The sequence below is a fragment of the Streptomyces sp. NBC_00887 genome (assembly GCF_045207585.1).
In genome coordinates, this window is the sequence record NZ_CP108788.1 from 9,526,279 (window position 1) to 9,545,914 (window position 19,636).

General features: G+C 67.5%; 18 protein-coding genes and 4 pseudogenes. 14 read left to right on the top strand and 8 right to left on the bottom strand.

All coding sequences use genetic code 11. The features are described from left to right. Positions 1-239 precede the first annotated feature (239 nt). The 3 genes and pseudogenes from OG844_RS43330 to OG844_RS43340 form a co-directional block, all read left to right on the top strand. A complete protein-coding gene (locus OG844_RS43330; RefSeq protein ID WP_406387749.1) occupies positions 240-1,199 on the top strand; it encodes a DUF1152 domain-containing protein in 960 nt (319 codons plus the stop codon). Positions 1,200-1,202: 3 nt separating this feature from the next. Then, positions 1,203-1,754 (top strand): hypothetical protein, encoded by a 552-nt coding sequence (locus OG844_RS43335; RefSeq protein WP_406387747.1) that lies wholly within the window; start codon positions 1,203-1,205, stop codon positions 1,752-1,754. Between the two features lie 74 nt (positions 1,755-1,828). After that, positions 1,829-2,208: pseudogene (locus tag OG844_RS43340) on the top strand (integrase core domain-containing protein); the annotation flags it as partial. Between the two features lie 10 nt (positions 2,209-2,218). Here OG844_RS43340 and OG844_RS43345 read toward each other — a convergent pair. The 4 genes and pseudogenes from OG844_RS43345 to OG844_RS43360 form a co-directional block, all read right to left on the bottom strand. Continuing rightward, positions 2,219-2,656 carry an ankyrin repeat domain-containing protein gene (locus tag OG844_RS43345; RefSeq protein ID WP_320780720.1) on the bottom strand — a complete coding sequence of 146 codons (438 nt, stop codon included), beginning with the start codon at positions 2,654-2,656 and terminating at the stop codon, positions 2,219-2,221. A gap of 39 nt (positions 2,657-2,695) precedes the next feature. Continuing rightward, positions 2,696-3,567 (bottom strand): annotated as a pseudogene (locus OG844_RS43350) (IS5 family transposase). A 107-nt stretch (positions 3,568-3,674) separates the two neighbouring features. Then, positions 3,675-4,442, bottom strand: a complete 768-nt coding sequence (locus tag OG844_RS43355; protein WP_406387745.1) for a hypothetical protein — start codon at positions 4,440-4,442, stop codon at positions 3,675-3,677. Between the two features lie 1,195 nt (positions 4,443-5,637). After that, complete coding sequence (locus OG844_RS43360) at positions 5,638-6,057, bottom strand: winged helix-turn-helix transcriptional regulator (protein WP_406387743.1); 420 nt, start codon at positions 6,055-6,057, stop codon at positions 5,638-5,640. Between the two features lie 270 nt (positions 6,058-6,327). Here OG844_RS43360 and OG844_RS43365 point away from each other — a divergent pair, with 270 nt between their 5' ends. From OG844_RS43365 to OG844_RS43405, 9 genes are all read left to right on the top strand, one after another. Further along, positions 6,328-6,687, top strand: coding sequence for a hypothetical protein (locus OG844_RS43365; RefSeq protein WP_406387741.1), 360 nt, complete (start codon positions 6,328-6,330; stop codon positions 6,685-6,687). Between the two features lie 129 nt (positions 6,688-6,816). After that, a complete protein-coding gene (locus OG844_RS43370; protein ID WP_406387739.1) occupies positions 6,817-7,551 on the top strand; it encodes an alpha/beta fold hydrolase in 735 nt (244 codons plus the stop codon). A gap of 202 nt (positions 7,552-7,753) precedes the next feature. Then, positions 7,754-7,978, top strand: a complete 225-nt coding sequence (locus OG844_RS43375; protein WP_406387738.1) for a DoxX family protein — start codon at positions 7,754-7,756, stop codon at positions 7,976-7,978. 672 nt (positions 7,979-8,650) lie between these two features. Continuing rightward, positions 8,651-9,589, top strand: coding sequence for an SMI1/KNR4 family protein (locus OG844_RS43380; protein ID WP_406387737.1), 939 nt, complete (start codon positions 8,651-8,653; stop codon positions 9,587-9,589). A gap of 960 nt (positions 9,590-10,549) precedes the next feature. Next, entirely contained in the window at positions 10,550-10,924 is a 375-nt protein-coding gene (locus tag OG844_RS43385) for a hypothetical protein (protein WP_406395969.1), read from the top strand. A gap of 190 nt (positions 10,925-11,114) precedes the next feature. Further along, positions 11,115-11,456 carry a metalloregulator ArsR/SmtB family transcription factor gene (locus tag OG844_RS43390; protein ID WP_329204919.1) on the top strand — a complete coding sequence of 114 codons (342 nt, stop codon included), beginning with the start codon at positions 11,115-11,117 and terminating at the stop codon, positions 11,454-11,456. 176 nt (positions 11,457-11,632) lie between these two features. Next, positions 11,633-12,442: an aldo/keto reductase gene (locus OG844_RS43395; protein ID WP_406387735.1), complete on the top strand. Its 810-nt coding sequence runs from the start codon at positions 11,633-11,635 to the stop codon at positions 12,440-12,442. 288 nt (positions 12,443-12,730) lie between these two features. After that, positions 12,731-13,105 carry a PadR family transcriptional regulator gene (locus OG844_RS43400; RefSeq protein WP_406387733.1) on the top strand — a complete coding sequence of 125 codons (375 nt, stop codon included), beginning with the start codon at positions 12,731-12,733 and terminating at the stop codon, positions 13,103-13,105. After that, entirely contained in the window at positions 13,102-13,698 is a 597-nt protein-coding gene (locus tag OG844_RS43405; RefSeq protein WP_406387732.1) for an HAAS signaling domain-containing protein, read from the top strand. The genes OG844_RS43400 and OG844_RS43405 overlap by 4 nt, the downstream gene beginning before the upstream one ends. Before the next feature lie 325 nt (positions 13,699-14,023). On the opposite strand, the gene OG844_RS43410 is transcribed toward OG844_RS43405, so the two are convergent. Further along, the gene (locus OG844_RS43410; protein ID WP_406387731.1) at positions 14,024-14,257 is read right to left on the bottom strand and encodes an e9imm peptide; all 234 of its coding nucleotides are present in this window, start codon (positions 14,255-14,257) and stop codon (positions 14,024-14,026) included. Positions 14,258-14,766: 509 nt separating this feature from the next. Further along, positions 14,767-16,307, bottom strand: a pseudogene (locus tag OG844_RS43415) (hypothetical protein). A 290-nt stretch (positions 16,308-16,597) separates the two neighbouring features. Between OG844_RS43415 and OG844_RS43420 the strand changes: the two are divergent. Continuing rightward, positions 16,598-17,230, top strand: coding sequence for a LysE family transporter (locus tag OG844_RS43420; protein WP_406387730.1), 633 nt, complete (start codon positions 16,598-16,600; stop codon positions 17,228-17,230). Between the two features lie 148 nt (positions 17,231-17,378). Beyond that, a pseudogene (locus OG844_RS43425) lies at positions 17,379-17,552 on the top strand (DinB family protein); the annotation flags it as partial. Positions 17,553-17,591: 39 nt separating this feature from the next. Here OG844_RS43425 and OG844_RS43430 read toward each other — a convergent pair. Together OG844_RS43430 and OG844_RS43435 are read right to left on the bottom strand one after the other, a co-directional pair. Next, positions 17,592-18,899, bottom strand: coding sequence for an MFS transporter (locus tag OG844_RS43430; RefSeq protein ID WP_406387728.1), 1,308 nt, complete (start codon positions 18,897-18,899; stop codon positions 17,592-17,594). Further along, a complete protein-coding gene (locus OG844_RS43435) occupies positions 18,896-19,495 on the bottom strand; it encodes an ArsR/SmtB family transcription factor (protein WP_406387727.1) in 600 nt (199 codons plus the stop codon). The genes OG844_RS43430 and OG844_RS43435 overlap by 4 nt, the downstream gene beginning before the upstream one ends. Between the last annotated feature and the right edge of the window lie 141 nt (positions 19,496-19,636).

Below are 19,636 nucleotides of genomic sequence, written 5' to 3' on the forward strand. Positions count from 1 at the left end.
CATGCGGCGAGGGCGGGCGGCGAGGGCGGGCGAGCGGTCCTCTCCGCCTGTCAGCGGTGAGATTCCACCGCAGCTTCGCCCCGGCCGGTCGGCAGCGTAGGCGCGCGGCAGGGCGCTCTTCGCGGGGGGAGCCATTGGGACGGGCCGCCGTCTTGGGGGCATTCCCGGTTGCTCGGTGGCTTCGTCTCAGGGCGAGAAATGGGGAGCGCTCGGGGGTGGGGGTCCGGACAATGGTCTTCATGACGCTCCTCCACTCCAACCCGCTCTTCACCCGGCTCGCCGATGCCGAACGGATCCTTGTCGCGGGTGCGGGCGGCGGCTTCGACATCTACTCCGGTCTTCCATTGGCTCTCTCCCTGCTGCATCAAGGCAAGCAGGTACATCTTGCGAACCTCTCATTCAGCGCACTAACCGGTCTCCCGCTCGAGGACTGGGTCGTTCCTGATCTGGCCGCTGTCACACCCGGCTCTGCTTCGCACCAGAGCTATTTCCCGGAACGGACCCTCGCGCAGTGGCTGCGTCTGCACGGCTACCCCTCCACCGTGTACGCCTTCCCCCAGACCGGGGTACGCCCCCTGCGTGCCGCCTACGAGGCGCTGGTCGAGTTGCACGATGTCGACGCTGTGGTGCTGGTCGACGGTGGTACGGACATTCTGATGCGCGGGGACGAAGCCGGGCTCGGGACTCCGGAGGAGGACCTGACCAGCGTGGCGGCGCTTGCGGGTCTGGACGGCATACCGACCCGGCTCGTCGTGTCAGTCGGCTTCGGAGTAGACGCCTACCACGGGGTCAACCACGTGCAGGTATTGGAGAATATCGCCGCTCTGGACCGTGACGGTGCCTACCTCGGCGCGTTCTCGATACCGCGTGCCACCCGTGAGGGCGCCCTCTACCTTGACGCGGTGGCGCACGCTCAGCACCACACCCCGGAGCATCCCAGCATTGTGAACGGTTCGATCGCGGCAGCCGTGCGCGGCTCGTTCGGCGATGTCCGGTTCACTGACCGCACCCGGGGCAGCGAGTTGTTCGTGAATCCGCTGATGTCCCTGTACTTCGCCTTCGACCTCCCCGGCCTGGCGGACCGCTGCCTCTACCTGGATCGCATCGAGGACACGTACCTGATGCGCCAAGTCCATTCGCGGATAGCTGAGTTCCGGGAAACCGTAGTGACTCGCCCGCCTCGCCGCTTCCCGCACTGAAGCATGCGTCGGAAGTGCTCTAGGTTGGCTGGTGTGAGTGGGCGGGGGCGGAATTACAGGTACGTCGGACCGGTCGAGCTGAAGACTGCGGTCCGGCCTGGTGACGGCGGGTGCCGGATTGGCTCAGCGGCTGACTTCGGTGGCTGGATCGTGGAGCAATCGGCGGCGGAGCTGGCTGAACCGTTCACCTTCGTGGTCGGTAGGGATGGTGTGCTTCGGCTGGCGCCGCGACGAAGCGAGCACGTGGCCTGTGCCGGCGGAGACATGGTTCTGAGTGCCGGCGAGATCAGCTTCATGCGCGAGGCGGACCGGTGGGCCGTGGGAGAGATCAGCAACCAGTCCACCGGGTACTGCCCGGACGTCACCTCCTGGTCGGCAGTCGCCCGTGCTCTGGACGGCGTACAACTTGGGCGGCCCTCCGGCTTCACCCACGAGGTGGTATTCCGGCGGTGCCCCGACTGCCAGGAGCACAACATCGTGCGCGAGGACGACTTCGTCTGCGTCTTCTGCGACAGCGATCTGCCCGCGGCGTGGAACGTGGATCCCACCGCCTGACGGCCAAGGGTCACAGCCACTCGTTGACGGCCGCGACGAGGACAGTCGCCTCGTTGCGGGCGGCGAGCCTGATCGCATTCTGGCAACGTGCCCAGACGTTCTTCACCGGCCACGGCACTACCGTCGAACGGGTCCTGACCGACAACGGCGCCTGCTACAAGTCCAAGCACTTCACCCAGTCCTTCACCACGGCCGGCATCGCCCACAAGCGCATCCGCCCTTACCGGCAGCAGACCAACGGCAAGGTCAACGCTTCAACCGCACCCCGCTGGAGGAGCGGGCCTACCTGCGGCCCTGCACAACCAACGCCGAACGCACCGCGGCCCTGGCGGACTTCCTCCATACCTACAACACCCACCGCTGCCACACCGCACTCAACGGCAAGCCACCAATCAGCCGAGTCAACAACGCTGAGGGTCAATCCACTAGGCCCTGTTGCGAAAGTGAGTGCTGAGGCGCGCTAGCTACGGAGTTGGGTGAGTTGCCGGTTGCGCCCCTGCTGCCCGAAGGATCTCGGCAGTGTCAGGGTGAGGGCCGCTGTTCGCCCAGTCCAGCGGGGACTTGCCTGTGCCGTGGTCTTCGCGAAGGTTGGGATCGGCGCCATGCGTCAACAACTGCCGGATCGTTTCGGTGTGCCCCCAGCAGGCGGCTGCGCAGAGCGGTGTGCCCTCAGAGCCGAGGCCGCTGCTTTCGGTGTCGGGAGAAGCCCCGGCTTCGATGAGCAAACGAGCTATCTCGGCTTCGCCCTGCACTGAAGCCAGGTACAGCGGAGTGGTGCCGTCACTGTTCCGTCTCTCTGGACTTGCTCCACTGCGCAGCAGGGCCTTCGTGCGCATGGCGTCACCTGCCAGGACTGCTTCGAAGAGGTGGCGGGAGAGCTTCTTCTGCTGGCGCTGCTTCATAGCCGGTGAGGCTAGCGATTATGAGTACGCCGGAGCCATTCATATCCATTCGTTGATCGCCGCGACCAGCACAGTGGCTTCGTAGTGGACGGCGAGTTTGTCGTATCTCGTGGCCACGGCTTGGTGTCGCTTGAGGCGATTGATCCCGCACTCGACCGCGTGGCGCTCGCGGTAGTCGGCCGGATCGAAATGCGGCGGCCGGCCGCCACGGGAGCCGAGCTTCTGGCGGTTGCGTGCCTGGTCGTGCAGCGGATCCCGCGTCGGCGCAGGTAGGCGCGGTTTTTGCGGGAGGCGTACGCCTTGTCTGCCCGCACGCGATCGGGGCGGACGCGTGGCCGGTCCGGCCCGATGCGAGGCACGCGAACCTTCTCCAGCACGGGTTCGAACTGCGGTGAGTCCCCGCGCTGCCCGGCGGTCACCACGATCGACATGGGCTTCTGGCCTTGCTCGACGGCCAGGTGCAGCTTGGTGGTGAACCCGCCGCGCGAGCGTCCCAACCCGTGATCATTCGGCTCGGTGAACACACCGCCCGGTGGTTCCTTCTGCAGATCACCCTGCTTGCGGGCCCCGGCCGCATGCTGATGAGCGCGGCACACTGTGGAGTCGACGCTCAGTTCCCACGTGATCGCGCCTTTCGCGTCGGCCAGGGACTGGAGCCGGGTGAGGATCCGGTGCCACGTGCCGTCCCGCTGCCACCGGCGGAACAGGTCGTAGACCCGGTTCCACGGTCCGTATCCGACCGGGATGTCTCGCCACGGCACTCCGGTTCGGACCCGGAACCGTATGCCGTCGATCAGTTGCCGTCGAGGCCAGATCGGTGGCCGCCCCGCCCTGGCACCCTTCGGCAACAGTGTTTCCAGCACCGCCCACTGTTCGTCTGTGAGATCTCCCGACCCATGATCTGTGATCATGCACAACCCAAGATCCACTTTCGATACATGGCCTAGCGGCGTGCTGACGGTCGTCCGCGACTGCCGAGTCAAAGCGAAGGCGTCCACCGCGCCTTGGCCGGCATCGGTCATATGCCCAACGTCGCCCTCGCCGGATAGGCGTCAGTTCCGCAGTGTCCCCTGGATGATGCGGGCGACGACGGCAGCGGCCTGTTCCGGTGGATGATGCGGGCGACGACGGCAGCGGCCTGTTCCGGGTGTTGAGCCAGCCATGTGCCGAGGTACGTCTGGACGGCCTGCTCGACGCAGTCGTGCACGGTTGCGCCGCCCAGCTGGCCGCCGGTCGGGCCCAAGTATTCGGGACTCGCCAGTTTCACTGAGACGACCGCTGTCAGGCCATGACCGATTCGGTCGGCGGTGAGATCGGCATCTTCCGTTGTCAGCAGCTGTCGCTCACGCGCGTACGTGTTGACCGCAGATGCCACCCCAGTCCGAAACCCGTCTGCGTGGGTGCCGCCCTCCGGGGTGGGCACGCTGTTGGCGAAGGTCCGGATTCGTTCCTCGCGCACACCGTGCCAGGTCAGGGCTACCGCTACTGTTCCTGCCATCCGCGTGTCTTCGTGTTCGAAGCCAATGATGTCCGCGGTAGCGTGCGCCCCGGATTCAGAGTCGAGAAAGGCCACGAAATCCTTGGGACCGTCGGGGTACTGGAAGCGTACCGACCGGACTCCGCCCGGTGGGCGTTCGTCGGTCAGTGAGATGCTCAGGCCCCGGTTCAGGAGGGCCACCTCCCGGAAGCGCTTGGCCAACGCAGCGAACGAGTAGTCGATGGTGTCGAAGATGTCGGCATCGGGCCAGAAGGCGACAGAAGTTCCGCTGCCGGTCGCCGGCCCCATGGCTGCGGGCGGGGCGAGAGCGGCGCCGCGTGAGTACTCCTGGACCCAGAGCGTGTGCCCGCGCCGCACCTCGGCCGTGAGGCGGCTCGACAGAGCATTGGTGACACATGGGCCCATACCGTAGAGGCTCCAATTCACGGCGTGAGGGTCGCCGGGCCCGGCTCGGGGGTGCGGGCGTGTCAGGAGGGCTTCGAGGCCGGCACTGTTGGTGTTCCCGGCCGTTCTGACGGGGACACCTGGCCCGTCGTCGGTGACACGGACACCGCCGTCGGGTGTGAGGGTGACGTCGACACAACCACCACCGTCAGCCAGTACGTCGTTCACCGACCGGCTGATGACCTCGAACAACAGGTGGTGCAGGCCGCGTATGCCGGTCGAGCCGACATACATCCCGGGCCTCTTCCGAATGGCCTCACACCCCTCCAGAACTGTGATGCTCGTGGCGTCATATCCGCTGGCTCTCCCGCTCACGGAGTCCCCTCTGGCGTCCGACAGGACTTTCCACGCTACCTGAACTCTTGGAAAACACCAGGTCAGAGCAGGTTCATCGACGGCTGGGGTAGGTATGTGAGAGCCCGCCTCCAGGCAGTTGACCGAGAGGTCGCGGGCAGCGGCAAAAGTGCACCGGCGGTCCCGCCGAGGCTGCGAACGACCCTGCTCCGGGGCGAGCCGAGGCCCTCAATTCCTGTGCGTCGAGCCACAAAGCGACAAAGCTCGCTGAGGTTTCGAACTGGGGCGTGCAAGCGGCCCAGGTCGGCTGACCGGCGGGCACCTGGCTGCCGTGGTGAGTCAGCGCGGCGGTGGCGAGTAGGTGCCCGGGTTGTCGAGCACGTGGAGCTCCAGTCAGGTCGAAGGCCTGGCAATCAAGGCCAAGTTCCTCGATCGCGCGGACTACGGCTGGGCCGGCCCAGGCCATTTCCGCACCCGCATCGTCCTCGGAGCCTGACGGAGTACCTCCACGTCAGCTCACACCTCCCACCCCGAGCCGACCCGCAATCGGCTGGCCGCAGGGCAGCGGCGAACGGGAAGATGCCGTCATGCGCTTTCCTCGTTCCTCGGATTTCGAGCTGCCCGAGGTCATCGATCGCTTCGGGCCGGCCATGGAGCCCTCTCTGCGGGAGGACCAGGTCCTGCTGGTCGCCGCGTACTGACTGACGAACCTGACGCTGCGGCAGCTCGCCCCGCTCTTCGGGACCTATTGGTCCTTCTGCTCAGCTGTCTCTTGAAAGGCAACGACGGCCTCACCGTTGGTTCTTGCCCACTCGGTGAGCCTTCTGATGGGCTCCTCCAGGGTGCGCCCGAGCTCGGTCAGGCTGTATTCCACGCGTGGTGGTGCTTCGGCGTACGCGCGTCGCTCGATGAGCCCGTTGTCCTGGAGGCGGCGCAGCGTCTGCGTCAGTGCCTTGCGTGAGACGCCTCCGATGAGCTCGACCAGCTCGCCGTGGCGCACGGGGCCGTCGCTCAGAGCGAAGAGCGTGACCACGGCCCACTTGCCGGCGATGATCTCGATGGCCAGGCGGGCTGGGCAGTCGGCGAGGAAGACGGTGCCGGGACGGAGGCTCACGAGCTGAAGGGTACCTTTGGGTACCTGTCGGCTGCCTGGCGTCGAGGGCATGCAGCTCACCCATTCGAAGGGCGCCGAAGTCGAACTCGGCGTCATTTCCCTTACCGATTTCGTCCCAGGCGCCACCAGCTCGCAACGAGTCCGCGACATCGAGGACGCCGGCGTCCTCACCGACCAGGCAGGACTCGACGTATTCGGTTGGAGGGTCACCGGACAGCGCCCGCCGTGCGGCTGTCGGGGGCTGCCGATGACGCCGGCGCGTCTGGGAGGCAGTCCCGCCCGGGCCCAACGGCCGCCGATCCGTACTGGCAGACCGGCGAGATGGCCGCGCACCCGCGGGCCGCGCTCGGAATCGGTGCGGCGGCCCATCTCTTCGTCGGTGCGAGGTCGCAGGGAGCCCGCGAGACCTTCTACCCCTACTACCGCGTGTATTTCGCGCAGGGCCGCGGCGTTCACCTTGATCGTCCGACCTTCGAGGCGATGGCCGGTCCCGACGGCGCCCTCATGGTCGGCAGTGCGCAGGAGACCACCGAGAAGCTCATGATCGAAAAGGAACCGTTCGGTGCCAACCGGTTCATCGGACGAGTCGATCTCGGCGGACTGCCGCGTTCGAGCGTTCTGGGGTCCATGGACAAGTTCGCGTCCGGCGTAGCACCCGCCGTACCAAGCGAATCAGGCTGAACCGTCGCCTCAGCCGTCATCGTGCCGGGCCTGTCAGCCGCCCTGCACCGCAAGCACGCCCCAGCCCGTGCGCGCGTGGAACACAAGTTCACCCGTCAGTGAATACACACCCATGTCAAGGAGACAGTCATGACCTGCCCGACCACCTACGTCCTCGTGCACGGTGCATGGCACGACGGACAGTCCTGGAACCGTGTCGCCCCACTACTCACCGCCCAGGGCCGCCGTGTCTTCACGCCGTCCCTCACCGGCCACGGTGACAAGGCACACCTTCTCAGCCCCGAGATCGGCCTCACCACCCACGTCGACGACATTGTCAGCCTCATTCTCGCCAACGACCTGAACGACATCGTCCTCGTCGGACACAGCTACGCGGGAATGGTCATCTCCAGCGTGGCGAACCAGGTTCCCGAGCGCATGTCACGCCTGCTGTACCTCGACGCGATGGTGCCGACGCACGGCGAGAACGCCATCGACGTCATGCCGCTCACACAGGTGATGATCGACGGTGCCGCCGGCAGTGCAGAGCCCTGGCGCATTCCGCCTCTGCCGGAGTTCCCCGCGCCACACGGCCTCTTCGGAGTCACCGACCCCGACGACATCGCCTGGCTCAAGACCACGCTGGCAGATGAGTCGGTCCTCTGCTTCCGACAGTCGGCCGAGATGGACAACCCCGCGCAGGCGTCCATCCCTCGGGTTCACATTCTCTGCATCGGCAACGAGCCCGAGGGCGTCACACGTCGGCCCATCCCGAAGCTTCAGCCCAACGGCGAACCGTCTTGCGTCCACAAGCTGGACACCGGCCACGACGCCATGATCACCAGGCCGGCGGAACTCAGCGCCCTGTTGCTCGAAATCGCCTGACCTGCGAAGCAAAGCACCGCCAGGTCGGCGAATGTCCAGATACTCCACCCCCGTTGAACAGTCGAGGTCTCACCATGTTCATCACCTATGCCATCGTCGCTGCACTCATGTCGGCGGTGCTCCTGGCTTCGGCAGGCGCCAAATTCACCCGGCCGACGCGGCTCGTCGACCAGATGTCCACCCTTGGCCTGCCCTATAGGGCGTGCTGCCGTTCCTGGGCGTCGCCCAGATAGCCGGCGCCGGCGGCCTCGTCATCGGACTCTGGTGGGTGCCCCTCGGAATCGCCGCCGCGTCCGCCCTGACGCTCTACTTCATCGGCGCAGTCGCCACGCACCTGCGCGCCAGTGACTACAAGGGAGCACCACCGGCAGCCGTCCTCACAGCTGTCGCCATCGCCCTCATCGCACTGAGCTCCTCAACCCTGTGACTGCCCTCCACCACCCCACTCGGCATCACCGCGCCGCCCTGCAGCCGACCACCCCGGGCAATCGCGTGACGGGTCGTGGCTGTCACAGATCCGGGCCGGCAGCGGACCTGCCCGGCATGAGCCGGTCGTGGTCCGTGTCCTGGCCTACCGGCGCTACCGGGAACGCGCTCCTTCATCGAAACCCTGCGTTCCGCCCGCCGCAGCGTGACTGTCACACCGGGCAAGTTTCCTCTGACCTCTTGGTCAGGGCCTTGGTGATGTTCCAGGAGGACCTTCTGAACGACTCCTGCCCGAGAGACGTCTGCGCAGCCGACTCCGCGTCTTGAAACTTGAGATGTCCCACTACCGGCTCGAACGACCTGAGCACCATGACTGACATGGGGCCCAAATGGTCTCCTGGCGAGGTCGCGCCCGCCCTGCATCGCGAAGGCCGGTGCCGCCTCCGCAGCGAGACCCCTGGTCCTGGCGGGCTGGTTCGGACAAGCTGCTGCGCATGAACTGGATGCCTCTGCTCTCCACACTGGCCGGTGCCGTCATCGGCATCTCGGCCACTCTGATCGCGGATCGTAATCGGTGGCAGCGGGAGTGAAGAGTCCACAGGGTGGGGGCTGACGTCGTAACAGAACGCGCCCAGCGGTACGCCCGAGCCACACGCAAGGAGCAGGCTTCCCGGTGACCGTCGATGTTGACCTGCCCGACCACATACGCGCTCGCTGCATCGAGCTCGGCGACGGTGTCCTGTACGCGGTCAAGACCCTGGCCCGGCAGCTGGCCGACGATCCACGCCTGGGCGAGCGCGCCGGCAGGCTCGGCCTGTACGCGGCGACGATCGACAGTGACACCTTCGATGCGTGCCCATCCCTGATCGTGCGCTACGCCCATGGTCCGCCTCTGCTGGACGTAGACCGGATCGAGATCCGGGACGTCGAGGCGACCGGGCCGCTCCCCGACGCCGGCGACGAGCAGGCCCCCGCGGAAGTGCCGGATCCCCGTAGGCAACAGATCGTTGCGCGACAGGTGACCGATGCATGGCGGCGGATCATCAGCTGGCTCGAGCAGCACGCGTCCGCCACCCGCGCGGCGCTGCTGCCCGGCGCGTCCACGTACGAGATCGCCGCGCTGGAGCAAGCACTTGGGGTACGTGTACCCGTGGAGCTACGGGCGTTGTGGTTGCTGTGCGCGGGGGGCAAGGACACTCCGGGGGCGGGCGTGATGCCTGACTACGACTGGGCGTTGATGCAGCTGGGCACGGTGGCCACGTCCTACCGGTGGCAGAGGGACAACCGGCGGAAGCTGGGACTCGGGTGGAGCGCGGACGACGAGACGGTATGGAAGCCGTCGTGGATTCCGTTCTGCTCATGGTCGGTGACCGACACCAGCTATGGCCTGTTCGTCGACGCCGAGACGGGCAAGGTCGGCCACTGGGACGACACGTCCGTGCGTACTGTCGGGGACCAGACGTTGAGCATGCTGCTGGAGGAGACGGCCGACAAGCTGGAGAATCCGCAGCCGGCCACCGGCCGCCTGCCGGGGCTGATCGGCGGCAGGCTGGTGTGGGAGCCACCGCTCGCCGCGGATGAGGCTGCCCTGTGGGAGCGGTTCACCGGCTGACGTACGGGGACGCGGAAGGGGTGGACAGGTGATGACCTGTCCACCCCGGTCAGGATCCGTTGATGCCACCGTATCGATGATCATCCAATGGTCCCGCTATCCACCACCACGCGACGGAGCCGGCGGGAGTAGACGCCGGATCCGCTTCCGCCCCCCATTCCGGCACCCGGTGCTGCTGTCGACCGACCCGTACTCCGGTGGGGGCACAAGGCTCACGCTCGACTTGCTCTGTTCGGGACTGCGATGCACCGAGGAGAGAGGGGGGCACCTCCGCCGGATTCGCCTGCCCGTTCCCACGTTTCCGGCCTTCTCAACTGCGCCGCTATGGCCTGTCCCGCCTTCTTCGCGGCGATGGCCGAGACAGAGCGGGAGCACATCCGCGAGTCCACCCTCGAAGGGCTCGACACCGCGGCCCGCAAGGGGAAGCATGACGGCCGACCGCCCGTCATCACCGACGACATGCTGCACACCGTCCCGCGGCGTCACTCGGGCGGCGAGTCCGTCGAGCAGATCCAGCCCGACCTGATCATCCCCACCGGCAAGCGCAAGGGACAGAACCCCTCCGTCGCGAGCATCTACCGGGCGCTCGCCGAGCACGCCGAGCGCGAGGCGTATCCCGAAGCCGTCGAACAGGCCCACACCGACTTCGCCGCCCTCCAGGTCGGCGAAGTCCCAGGACCCGCCTCGCTGTCCCTGACTGAATGTCACTCTGATCACAGAGAGCTACTTGTCACTTCGTCGTGGCTTCGGGAGAACACGGCCGTAACGGCCACATCGTGCGGGCAACCAGGGCTGTGTGACCTCGAGGTGGTGGTGCATTTTAGGGTGTGGGCTCGTTTCCCGCCGAATTCCCGCTCTTTCCAATCCTGTTGGGCGCCGGTGGGTAGCCTCGGCGATCACCACCTGGTTCGGAGGTATGAAACGGGCCGGGTTCGTCCGAGGCTGAGGGAGCGAGTACCGATGTTGAGTGTGGAGACGTCTCTGAAGGAGGCGATGACCGCGATCGAGGGGAGCGTGGGGGTTGCGCTGGTCGACTACACGTCCGGCATGGCCCTGGGAACGCTGGGGGGAGGCAAGGACCTCGATCTGACGGTAGCCGCCGCGGGGAACACCGATGTGGTCCGGGCGAAGATCCGAACGATGGAGATGCTGGGTATCAGGGAGGACATCGAGGATGTGCTGATCACCCTCGGCAGTCAGTACCACCTCATCCGGCTGATCAAGGGGCGCGGGGGCAACGGCCTGTTCCTCTACCTCGTCCTGGACAAGGGAAGGGCGAACCTCGCCATGGCCAGGCACCAGCTCAGACGCATCGAGACGGAACTGGAACTGTAGACGTTTCTCCTGCTTCCCGGCTCCGCATGCCCACGAGTTGAAGAACTCTTCAACTCGGCACATCTGAAAGTGCTCAGTCAAGGGCGCAGGGGGTTCGGGAAGCAGGAGGATGGACGGACTGGGCGCCGAGGACCAGCAGGAATGGTTGTCGGCTCATGGAATGGTCGACCCGGGTGGGAGTGCAATTCGCATGCAGGTGCCGCTGTACCAGGCCAAAGCGGAGTTCTTCCGCATGCTCGGACACCCAGTCCGAATCCGTGTACTGGAACTTCTCCAGAACGGCCCCGTGCCCGTACGCGAACTGCTGAACGCCATCGAGATCGAACCGTCCAACCTCTCCCAGCAACTGGCCGTACTACGCCGCTCGGGGATCGTCATCTCCATCCGAGAGGGCTCCACCGTCAGCTACGCACTCGCCGGGGGCGATGTGGCGGAACTCCTTCGGGCCGCACGGCGCATTCTCACCGAGCTGCTGGCCGGACAGAACGAACTGCTCGCGGAACTGAGGAACGCCAACTCCCTCGACGCCTGAAAGCCGCGCAGCGCGCCACCGAGGGCTCAGGGATGACCATCGGATCGGCTGGCGGGCGCAGAAGGGCGCGAGGCATGACCCTGAGCCCGGCCACCCTTCCTCACCGGAGGGTGGCCGGGCTCCCGTCCGGGCGCCTGGCCTGTTCACCTGGTCCGCTCCCAACGAGCTCGTGCACGGTGAGCGGTGGGACGTCGAAGGGGCCGGTGGGGCTTCCGTGCTCACGTCTGCCGAGCCGGGATCTGGTCTGCGGTCTGCTGCTGGGACAGAAGGCCGGCGACGGCTTGGACGGTGCCGTCCATGTGCTCACGGCGGCCGAGGTGACGGCGAAAGTCGGCGTCGCCCGGTCGCCCGAGTCGGGCGAGTGGGGGCTGGACGGCCGTCCGGCCGCTCTGCGCGCTCAAGTCGAACAGGTCCTGCGCCGACTGCGCGTCGAGCGGATCGAGCTACTGCAACTGCACCGCATCGATCCGGAAACACCTCTCGCCGACCAGCTCGGCACGCTACGGGAGCTGCAGACCGAGGGGAAGATCGGGCGGATCGGACTGTCCGAGGTCACCACCGCCGCACTCGACCGGGCTCTGGAGATCATCGACGTCTCGAGCGTCCAGACCGCTACAACCTGCTCGACCTCGACCTCGACCTCGACCTCGACCTCGACCTCGACCTCGACCTCGACCTCGAGCACGAGCCCGTGCTCGCGGCCTGTGAGGCGGCGGGGATCGCCATTCTGCCCTGGCGGCCCGTTGCGTGGGGAGCGTCGGGCGAGAGGGCAGAGATCGCCGCAGGCCGCCGAGACCGGCGACACCCCCACAAGTCGCCCTCGCCTGGCTTCTCGGGCATTCGCCGGTCATCCTCCCGATCCGGGTACCGCACGCATCGACCACCTGGAGGAGAATCCTGCGGCGGCAGGCCTTGATCTGACGTCGGCTCAGCGGCACCGCCTCGACCGGCTGTTGGAGAAGCCCGATCGGACCGCTCGGCCTTGAGTGTCCGCTCACGGGACACCCCAGAGTTGGCGAATGCGTCGCTGAACATCTCGGCACACGCAGCGCAGGCCCGGCTGGTCCGTCGCCGACCCCGCCCCGTATGCACGGCAGGCCGACTACGTCCTGCCGTGCGGTTGCTTCCGGTCTGCGGGTTTGTCTGCTTCACCCGCCTGATCGCGGCCTGGTGACGGCCCAGAAGGTCGTCGGCACCGGCACCTCCAGACTGATGGGTCCAGGGGATCCGTGGCCCCTTCTCATTTGCTTGCCCCACCAGGTATCTTGCATCGCATGGAACCAGGTGATTCGGCCAGGCAGGCCAGGGCAGCCGCCCAGCTGCGCAAGGGTGTCCTGGAGTACTGCGTACTCGCCCTGATGCGGGACCGCCCCCGGTACGGCGTCGAACTCCTCCACGCCCTACAGAACTCCGGCGCCCTGGCCACCAGTCAGGGCACGGTCTACCCGCTGCTCTCCCGGCTCCGCCGCGACGACCTGGTCACCACCACCTGGCAGGAGTCCGCCTCCGGACCACCCCGCCGCTACTACGCGCTCACTGACAGCGGCCGGGCCGCACTCGACGAGTTCACCCGGGTCTGGCCCGGCTTCCGCGACGCCGTCGACGCCTTCCTGACCACCCCGCACCCCTCCACCGGAGACCACGAATGAAGACCTCTGCCGATCCCGTACGCGACTACCTCTCCGCCGTCGAGCGCGAGACCTCCGCGCTCCCCGCCGAACGTCGCCAGGAACTCCTCGCCGACCTTGCCGAACACATCGAGGTGACGCGCGCCGAACACCCGGATACCCCCATCGGCGAGGTCCTGGCGGAGCTGGGGGACCCCCGCATGATCGCGGCGACAGCGCTGGCCGAGTCGGGGAACGCGGCTGTCGGGACCACGGGCGGAGACGGTGTCGGTACACCCGCCCGACGGGGCAAGGTGCACCCCCTGGTCCCGCTCCTGATGCTCACTCTCTCGCTGCCCTTCATGATGGTCTTCCCTGACCTCCCCGGGCCGGTGTTCGGCGTCCTGTTCCGCATCACCGGCGCGGTACTTCTCTGCACCTCGGTGCACTGGGCCGCCGTCCAGAAGACCACTGGCGTGCTGCTTGCCGCCGTCCTGCCGAGTGCCTTCATAGTCACGTGGAACCTGTCCAGTGGCGGCCCGTCGGGCGACGGCCCGGCCCTCCTCGCCAACCTGGCGACGCTGGTTCTGCTGGCCGGCACGGCAGTGTGGCTCTGGCGGGTCCGCCGCGCCTGAGACGTTGCTCCTGACCTGAGGGTTCGTCAGGAGCCGTCGGAGGCTGGTGCGGTGGCGGAGGGTGGCCGGTCGGCCGGTGATGCGGAGGGGCAACACCCGAACCTCGTCACGAAAGGCGCCGCCGGCGCTTGCGGGACCCGATCCAGTCCTGGAACAGCCACTTTCGTGACCGCAGCAGCGAACACGGTGATGGCCCAGAAGGCCGCACGTCCGCTTCAAGCAGCACCGGGCAGTCGCCACTCGCTACGACAAGCGCGGCTACGTCTTCCTCGGCACCGCCACCGCGGCAACCTTCGTGATCTGGCTCCGCAGGTGACTACCGGCGTCACAAGACGATCGGCCGATACCCCAAGGCATGGTCGACCACGTCCTCGGCCGACAACTCCCGCACCGGCGGCCAGAAGACCAGGTCGCTGACGTGACCGGACGGGCAGGAAAGAGCTCTGTCGAGCCTGTCCAGCCAGTCGTTCACCTCATCCTCACAGGCGTAGTAGTCCGCCTCCATGATCCGCTGCACGAGCGCGATCGCTTCCGCCCGACTCAGCCCCACCGCACTCATCGGGCCCTCTCCCTCGCTGCACCTCACCGAGCGGCGTGATCGGCCGGACACGTCATGGCAGGGTGCTGGGCTCAGCACGACTGGGTCTCGGCCCGGTGAACAGCGACGCAGTGCACGGCGCACCGTACGGGGGTGTGGTCATGGCCTTCGAACCGAGTTCGCGTACGCCGCGTCTGCTTGCGACTGATGCCCGGTCCGGGAGGTGTTCCGACTCGCGAGGTGACGGATTCGCGGGTGGCTGTATCAGTCTGATCCTGCTGCTCATCGAGGTTCCGGTCGCCCTTCTGCTGGGGCTGACGTTGGTCATCCGAGGAAGGAATCCTGGCGACGAACGAAGCGGGGCATTCGCGATGGACTGGGTTCCGGTCCTTTGGCTCGGCGGGTTCACAGTGGGCGTGCTCGTGATCGCAGTGATCTTCCTCTACTCGGAGCATCCGTTCGCGTACGAGCGTGCCCACCCGTCTCCGCTGCCGACGTGTCCAACCAGGGCCGGGACACCATGCGCTCCATCACATTTCGTGACCGAACGGTGAGAGGCCCTGGGGCAGTAGTTCCGCCATCACGGCGAGCGGCAACGACGGGTTGGCTGCCGCCGCTTCGGCTACCTGACCGTTCCCATCAGTGAGCAGCTCTGCGACAACCAGCGGCGGGAGTGTCGGATGACCGGCGGCTATCGGCCTCGCCCGATGGTCCGCCAAGCAGGCGAGCAGTGCCGGGGCCGTCGCGTTGGGGTGACGGGCGATCTGGCGGAACGCCTTCTGTACCAGTGGTTCGTGTCGGGTCAGGTACTCCAGCAGTGCCGGAGTCGCGTCCGGGTTGGCCGCCACTTCGGCGATGACCCGGACTCCGTGCCGGACGACCATGGAGCGCAGCTGCGAATCGAGGAGGCCGGGGTGCGGAGCGACGGACTTGACCACTTTGGCGTCGGGATCGGTGGCCAGCGCGTCGCGGATCTCGGCCGGGAGGTCCCGTCGGTGGGCCACGAGCATCCGCGCGGCCGGGTCCGGCGACTGGGCCAGCTCCCTGACCTCGGTGGGGGAGGCGGACGCGATCCGCGGCAGCAGGGTGGAGCCGACTGTGGCCATGCCGGCCAGCCGGGTCAGCACGTCGAGCGGTACGTGTGGGTTGTGCGCGACTGTCGCCGCACGGTGTGGTCCTCGTCCTCGGCCAGGGCACGGATCACGTCGTCGTCGATCGAGGGATTTGCGGCGAGGTCGGCGCGGACACCGGGAACGGGATCTACGGCGATCCGTGCGCACACCTCGGGGGGCAGGTCGGGGCGGGCGGCGAGTGCCCAGCGCAGGAGCATCGAAGGATGATCGGCGAAGCCGACAACGGCTTCCACGGGCGTGGCCGGGTTCTGCAGTGCCGCATGCAGCAAGTCGTGCACGGTGGATTCGTGGGAGCCGTCGCAGGAGGCGCCCGGCAGCAGATCGCAATCCAGCCGTGAGCATTGCGGATCGTGCACGAACGGCGGATCTTCGCGGTCGCAGACTAGGCACCGCCGCGCGTGAGACAGCCCGTCGCTGCTGATGAGCGCCGCCAGTACGGCCGGGGGCGTCGCCTCATTGACCGCCACAGCGCGGCGGACCTCGGCATGTGGATGCCCCGCAAGCCTGGCGGCCGCATCAGGCGTGGTCCACAACGCGAACTCCGCGACGACGCGCACGTCCGAGTCCGTGGCGAGCATCTCCACCACATCGGGCGGGAGGTCGGGGCAGCGGGCCAGCTTCTCCCGATGGTCGACAACGGGATCGGCCGCAAGGAGACGAGCCCATTCCGGTCCACCGGCACCCTCTTCGAGCAGGGCGAGGGCGGCGCGAGGCTGTGCCGCGGGATCAACGTCGGCGGCGGTCAGCCGGCCCTGGTACGCGAGCCGCACCGCACTTTCTTCGGCGGACGAGGCCAACGCGACCGCCTGCGCAGGGCTGAGGTCCGCGTGACCGGCGAGGGCCGCGGCGATATCGGCGTCCGCGACCGTGATCAGCCGGTCGACCAGCTCGGACGGCAGAGCCGCGTTGGCAGCGAGCCCGCACAGGACATGGTTCACGGAAGGCATCATGCATGGACCTTGACCGGATGGCTCGTGGATTTCCAGGCAGACAGGCGGTTGGCGGTGCTCGGTGACGGTCACCGACCACCCTTCAGGAGGGCACTGTTCGCCTTGGTCGTGGCCCTGGCTGTGAAACGGACGGAAAATGATTTGAAAGACCGCCCGCCCTACCGACAACATCCGCCCATGACTACGACCACCGCCGCCGTGCTCCTGACCTCCACCGCCCGATCGGTGCGAGCCCAGCAGCAGCCTGGCCGACCGCGAAGGCCTAAGTTCCCGCACTCGTGAGCGCCGTTCTGGTCGCGGGGCTCCTCGCCGGCTTCGGGATCGCCATGCCGGTGGGAGCGGTCGGGACGTACCTGGTGGCCCTGACAGCCCGTACGTCTCCCAAGATCGGTGCGTTCGCCGCTCTGGGGGTGGCAACCGCTGACGGCCTCTACGCGTTGATCGCCGTGGCCGGGGGCTCCACGATCACTCCCCTCGTCGAGCCGGTCATGCTTCCCCTGCAGTGGGCCTCCGCCTCGGTCCTCATGGTGCTGGCGCTCTGGGGCGGCGCCACGGGCATCCGCCAGTACCGCAAACGGCAGACCGCGACCCGAACAGAGTCGACGCCCCTCACTCCCGCGCGTGCCTTTGCGGCGTTGCTGGCGATCACGATGATGAACCCCATGACCGTGATCTACTTCGCGGCGCTCGTGCTCGGCAGCGATATCGCGGCGGCTGCCCACTTCATGGAAAAGGCGGTATTCGTCCTCGCTGCGTTCGTGGCCTCCACCAGCTGGCAGTTGTTGCTCGTCGGCGGCGGGGCACTGCTGGGACGAACGCTGACCGGCAGCCGCGGGCGGCTCGTCACCGCCTTGCTCTCGAGCGGCCTGATCGCCGCACTCGCCACTCACCTCTTCATCTCGGCGTTCTGACTCGACTCGACTTGACTCGACTGCTGAGAACACCTCTCAGCGTCGTGCCGCACCGCTTCCCGTTGGGGAAATCAGTCGCGCCCCGTGGGGCGGGCCGTTAGTTTCCGCCTGAGCGCAACGGGATAAGAGACGGCGAGGGGAGCCGGGCATGGCGATCGAGGGCGCGCGGACCGATCGTTTGGGCGTACTGCTCGACCAGTTCGACCAGGCCAGGGAGATGGCTCAGGTGAGGCCAGCAGGCCTCGGCGACGTGGAGTACCTGTGGGACCCCGTGCCCGGTTGCTGGTCGGTCCGGCGCCGGACACGCCAAGAAGGTCCTCAGCTACTCCCGGCCGCCCGTACGGCAGACGGATCGCGCCCGCTACCCGGTCCTGCTCGGCTCGCCATCCCCGCGTGCCGTGGCCACGTCGTCGGCAGCCAGGGAGTGGATGCGCGGTATGGGCGAAGAGAGCAGCCAGAGCAACGACAGGGCTCCGCCGACGGCCCCGACGAGCAGCGCCGTCCGCAGGTCGAAGACGGTGGCGAGCAGGCCGCCGACGAGGGCCCCGACAGGGCGGATGCCGTAGTTGAGCGTGCTGTAAGCACCTGCCACGCGGCTGCGCATCCCGTCGGGGATCACGCTGGTCTGCAGGGAGTTGAGATTGACGTCGAAGAGCATGACGCCGACTCCGGAGAGGAACCTCGCCGCGGCCAGCGCTCCGGCACGCGCCCAGAGCGGGCCTCCCGCGCACGCCGCGATGGCGATGGGCGCCGGGAACAGCACCGCTCCCACCACGATGCTGCGGCCCACACCGATACGGCGCGAGACCCGCGGGGCGATCACGGCACCGAGGAGAGCGCCGGTGGAGCCGATGCCCATCGCCAGGCCGATGACTCCGGCGGACAGTCCGAGCACACGGCTGGCGAACAGCACCATCAGCCCGCTGCCCGCAACAAAGGTGAAGAAGTTGACGGTCGCTGCACAGCCGAGCCCTGCACGCAGTACCGGGTGCCGCCCGACGAAGGCCAGCCCTTCCCCGGCACGCCGGAGCAATGAAGGAACCGCGGTTCCGCCGGTGTCGGCGCGATGTTCACCGAGCGGGATCCGCCCGATCAGGAACGCGGAGGCCAGATACGACAGGGCATCGACGACGACAGCGACGGGAGCGGTCAACGCCTGCACGAGACCGCCGCCCACCGCCGGCCCGACCACGTACGACACCGACCGGCTCGTACTGAGCTTGCTGTTGGCCTCGACATAGGACGAGCGAGGCACGAGCTGAACGAAGAAGGGCGGATAGGCGGTGCTGAACAGCACGGCTGCGGCGCCGGTCAGCAACGCCACTGCATACAGCTGACCGAGGCTCACCGCATCGAGCAGGTACGCGACGGGCAGGCTGATCAGCACCGCACCGCGCACCAGATCGGCGAGAACCATCAGGCGTCGTTTGTGGACGCGTCGGTCGACCCAGGCCCCCAGGAAGATGCCGAGGAGGTTCGGCGTCCAGATGAGCGCGGTCAGCCATGCCACCTGGTTGGCCGAGGCACCGAGCGCTGTCACCGCGATCAACGGCAGTGCCAGTTCGGTGATCCGGTCACCGAACTCCGATATCGACTGTCCCGCCCAGAACCGGCGGAAGCGCGCGTTACGCCACAGGGATGCCGGAGTGTCCGTCGCCGGGGCGGTCACGGGCGACCGTCCGTGCGCCCCTCGTCCCGCTCCGGCAGTGCGTAGCGCATCAGCCGGACGCCACGGCTTCCCGCCGGACGCTCGGCAGGGTCGCGTGTCACGTACGGCGCAAGCACCCGCTCGATCCCGTCCTGAATCGCCGCGAGTTCCTCCGCCGAAACGACCACACGGGTGTGGGCAAGTCCACTGGCCCTCTGCCAGACGGGCTCCAGGCCGGGCTCGACCTCGGCCAGCCATCTGTCCGGCAGATCCCCGTAGCGCACGAACATCTCCCGGGACAGGACCTGCGCGGCCGCCCTGCCCTCCTCGTCCTCCGGCGCCTCGAAGCGGAAACCACGGGCTGCCGCCTCCCACCGCCGTTGCCGGCGGTCCGCCCCGGCCTCGGCATCACGGACCAGCCCGAAACCCGCCAGGTGCCGCAGATGCCAGCTGGTCACCGAGGGAGTTGCTCCCACTTCGGGTGCGAGTTGCGTTGCTGTCGCCGGCCCGTGTCGTAGCAGACGGTCGAGGATCGCCAGCCTCACGGGATGCGCCAACGCCCGCATCGCCTGCGGATCGGTGATCTCGATATCGCCCAGCCGGTTCCTGGAATCCATGATGTGAGAGTTTCCTCTCACATCATGTGAGAGTCAACTCTCACATCTGCGGGCTGCAAGCCCGGTGCGTTCCGGGGCTCGGTGTTCGGTGACCAGGAGGGCGAGGGCCGGAGCCGTCTGTCGCAGGCGAGTGGGAGCTCC

What these genes read in the sequence shown, in the direction of transcription:
- OG844_RS43330 (WP_406387749.1), top strand. Translation starts at nt 240, where the DNA reads ATGACGCTCCTCCACTCCAACCCGCTCTTCACCCGGCTCGCCGATGCC.
- OG844_RS43335 (WP_406387747.1), top strand. Translation starts at nt 1,203, where the DNA reads ATGCGTCGGAAGTGCTCTAGGTTGGCTGGTGTGAGTGGGCGGGGGCGG.
- OG844_RS43345 (WP_320780720.1), bottom strand. Translation starts at nt 2,656, where the DNA reads ATGAAGCAGCGCCAGCAGAAGAAGCTCTCCCGCCACCTCTTCGAAGCA.
- OG844_RS43355 (WP_406387745.1), bottom strand. Translation starts at nt 4,442, where the DNA reads ATGGGGCCGGCGACCGGCAGCGGAACTTCTGTCGCCTTCTGGCCCGAT.
- OG844_RS43360 (WP_406387743.1), bottom strand. Translation starts at nt 6,057, where the DNA reads ATGCCCTCGACGCCAGGCAGCCGACAGGTACCCAAAGGTACCCTTCAG.
- OG844_RS43365 (WP_406387741.1), top strand. Translation starts at nt 6,328, where the DNA reads ATGGCCGCGCACCCGCGGGCCGCGCTCGGAATCGGTGCGGCGGCCCAT.
- OG844_RS43370 (WP_406387739.1), top strand. Translation starts at nt 6,817, where the DNA reads ATGACCTGCCCGACCACCTACGTCCTCGTGCACGGTGCATGGCACGAC.
- OG844_RS43385 (WP_406395969.1), top strand. Translation starts at nt 10,550, where the DNA reads ATGTTGAGTGTGGAGACGTCTCTGAAGGAGGCGATGACCGCGATCGAG.
- OG844_RS43390 (WP_329204919.1), top strand. Translation starts at nt 11,115, where the DNA reads ATGCAGGTGCCGCTGTACCAGGCCAAAGCGGAGTTCTTCCGCATGCTC.
- OG844_RS43400 (WP_406387733.1), top strand. Translation starts at nt 12,731, where the DNA reads ATGGAACCAGGTGATTCGGCCAGGCAGGCCAGGGCAGCCGCCCAGCTG.
- OG844_RS43405 (WP_406387732.1), top strand. Translation starts at nt 13,102, where the DNA reads ATGAAGACCTCTGCCGATCCCGTACGCGACTACCTCTCCGCCGTCGAG.
- OG844_RS43410 (WP_406387731.1), bottom strand. Translation starts at nt 14,257, where the DNA reads ATGAGTGCGGTGGGGCTGAGTCGGGCGGAAGCGATCGCGCTCGTGCAG.
- OG844_RS43435 (WP_406387727.1), bottom strand. Translation starts at nt 19,495, where the DNA reads ATGGATTCCAGGAACCGGCTGGGCGATATCGAGATCACCGATCCGCAG.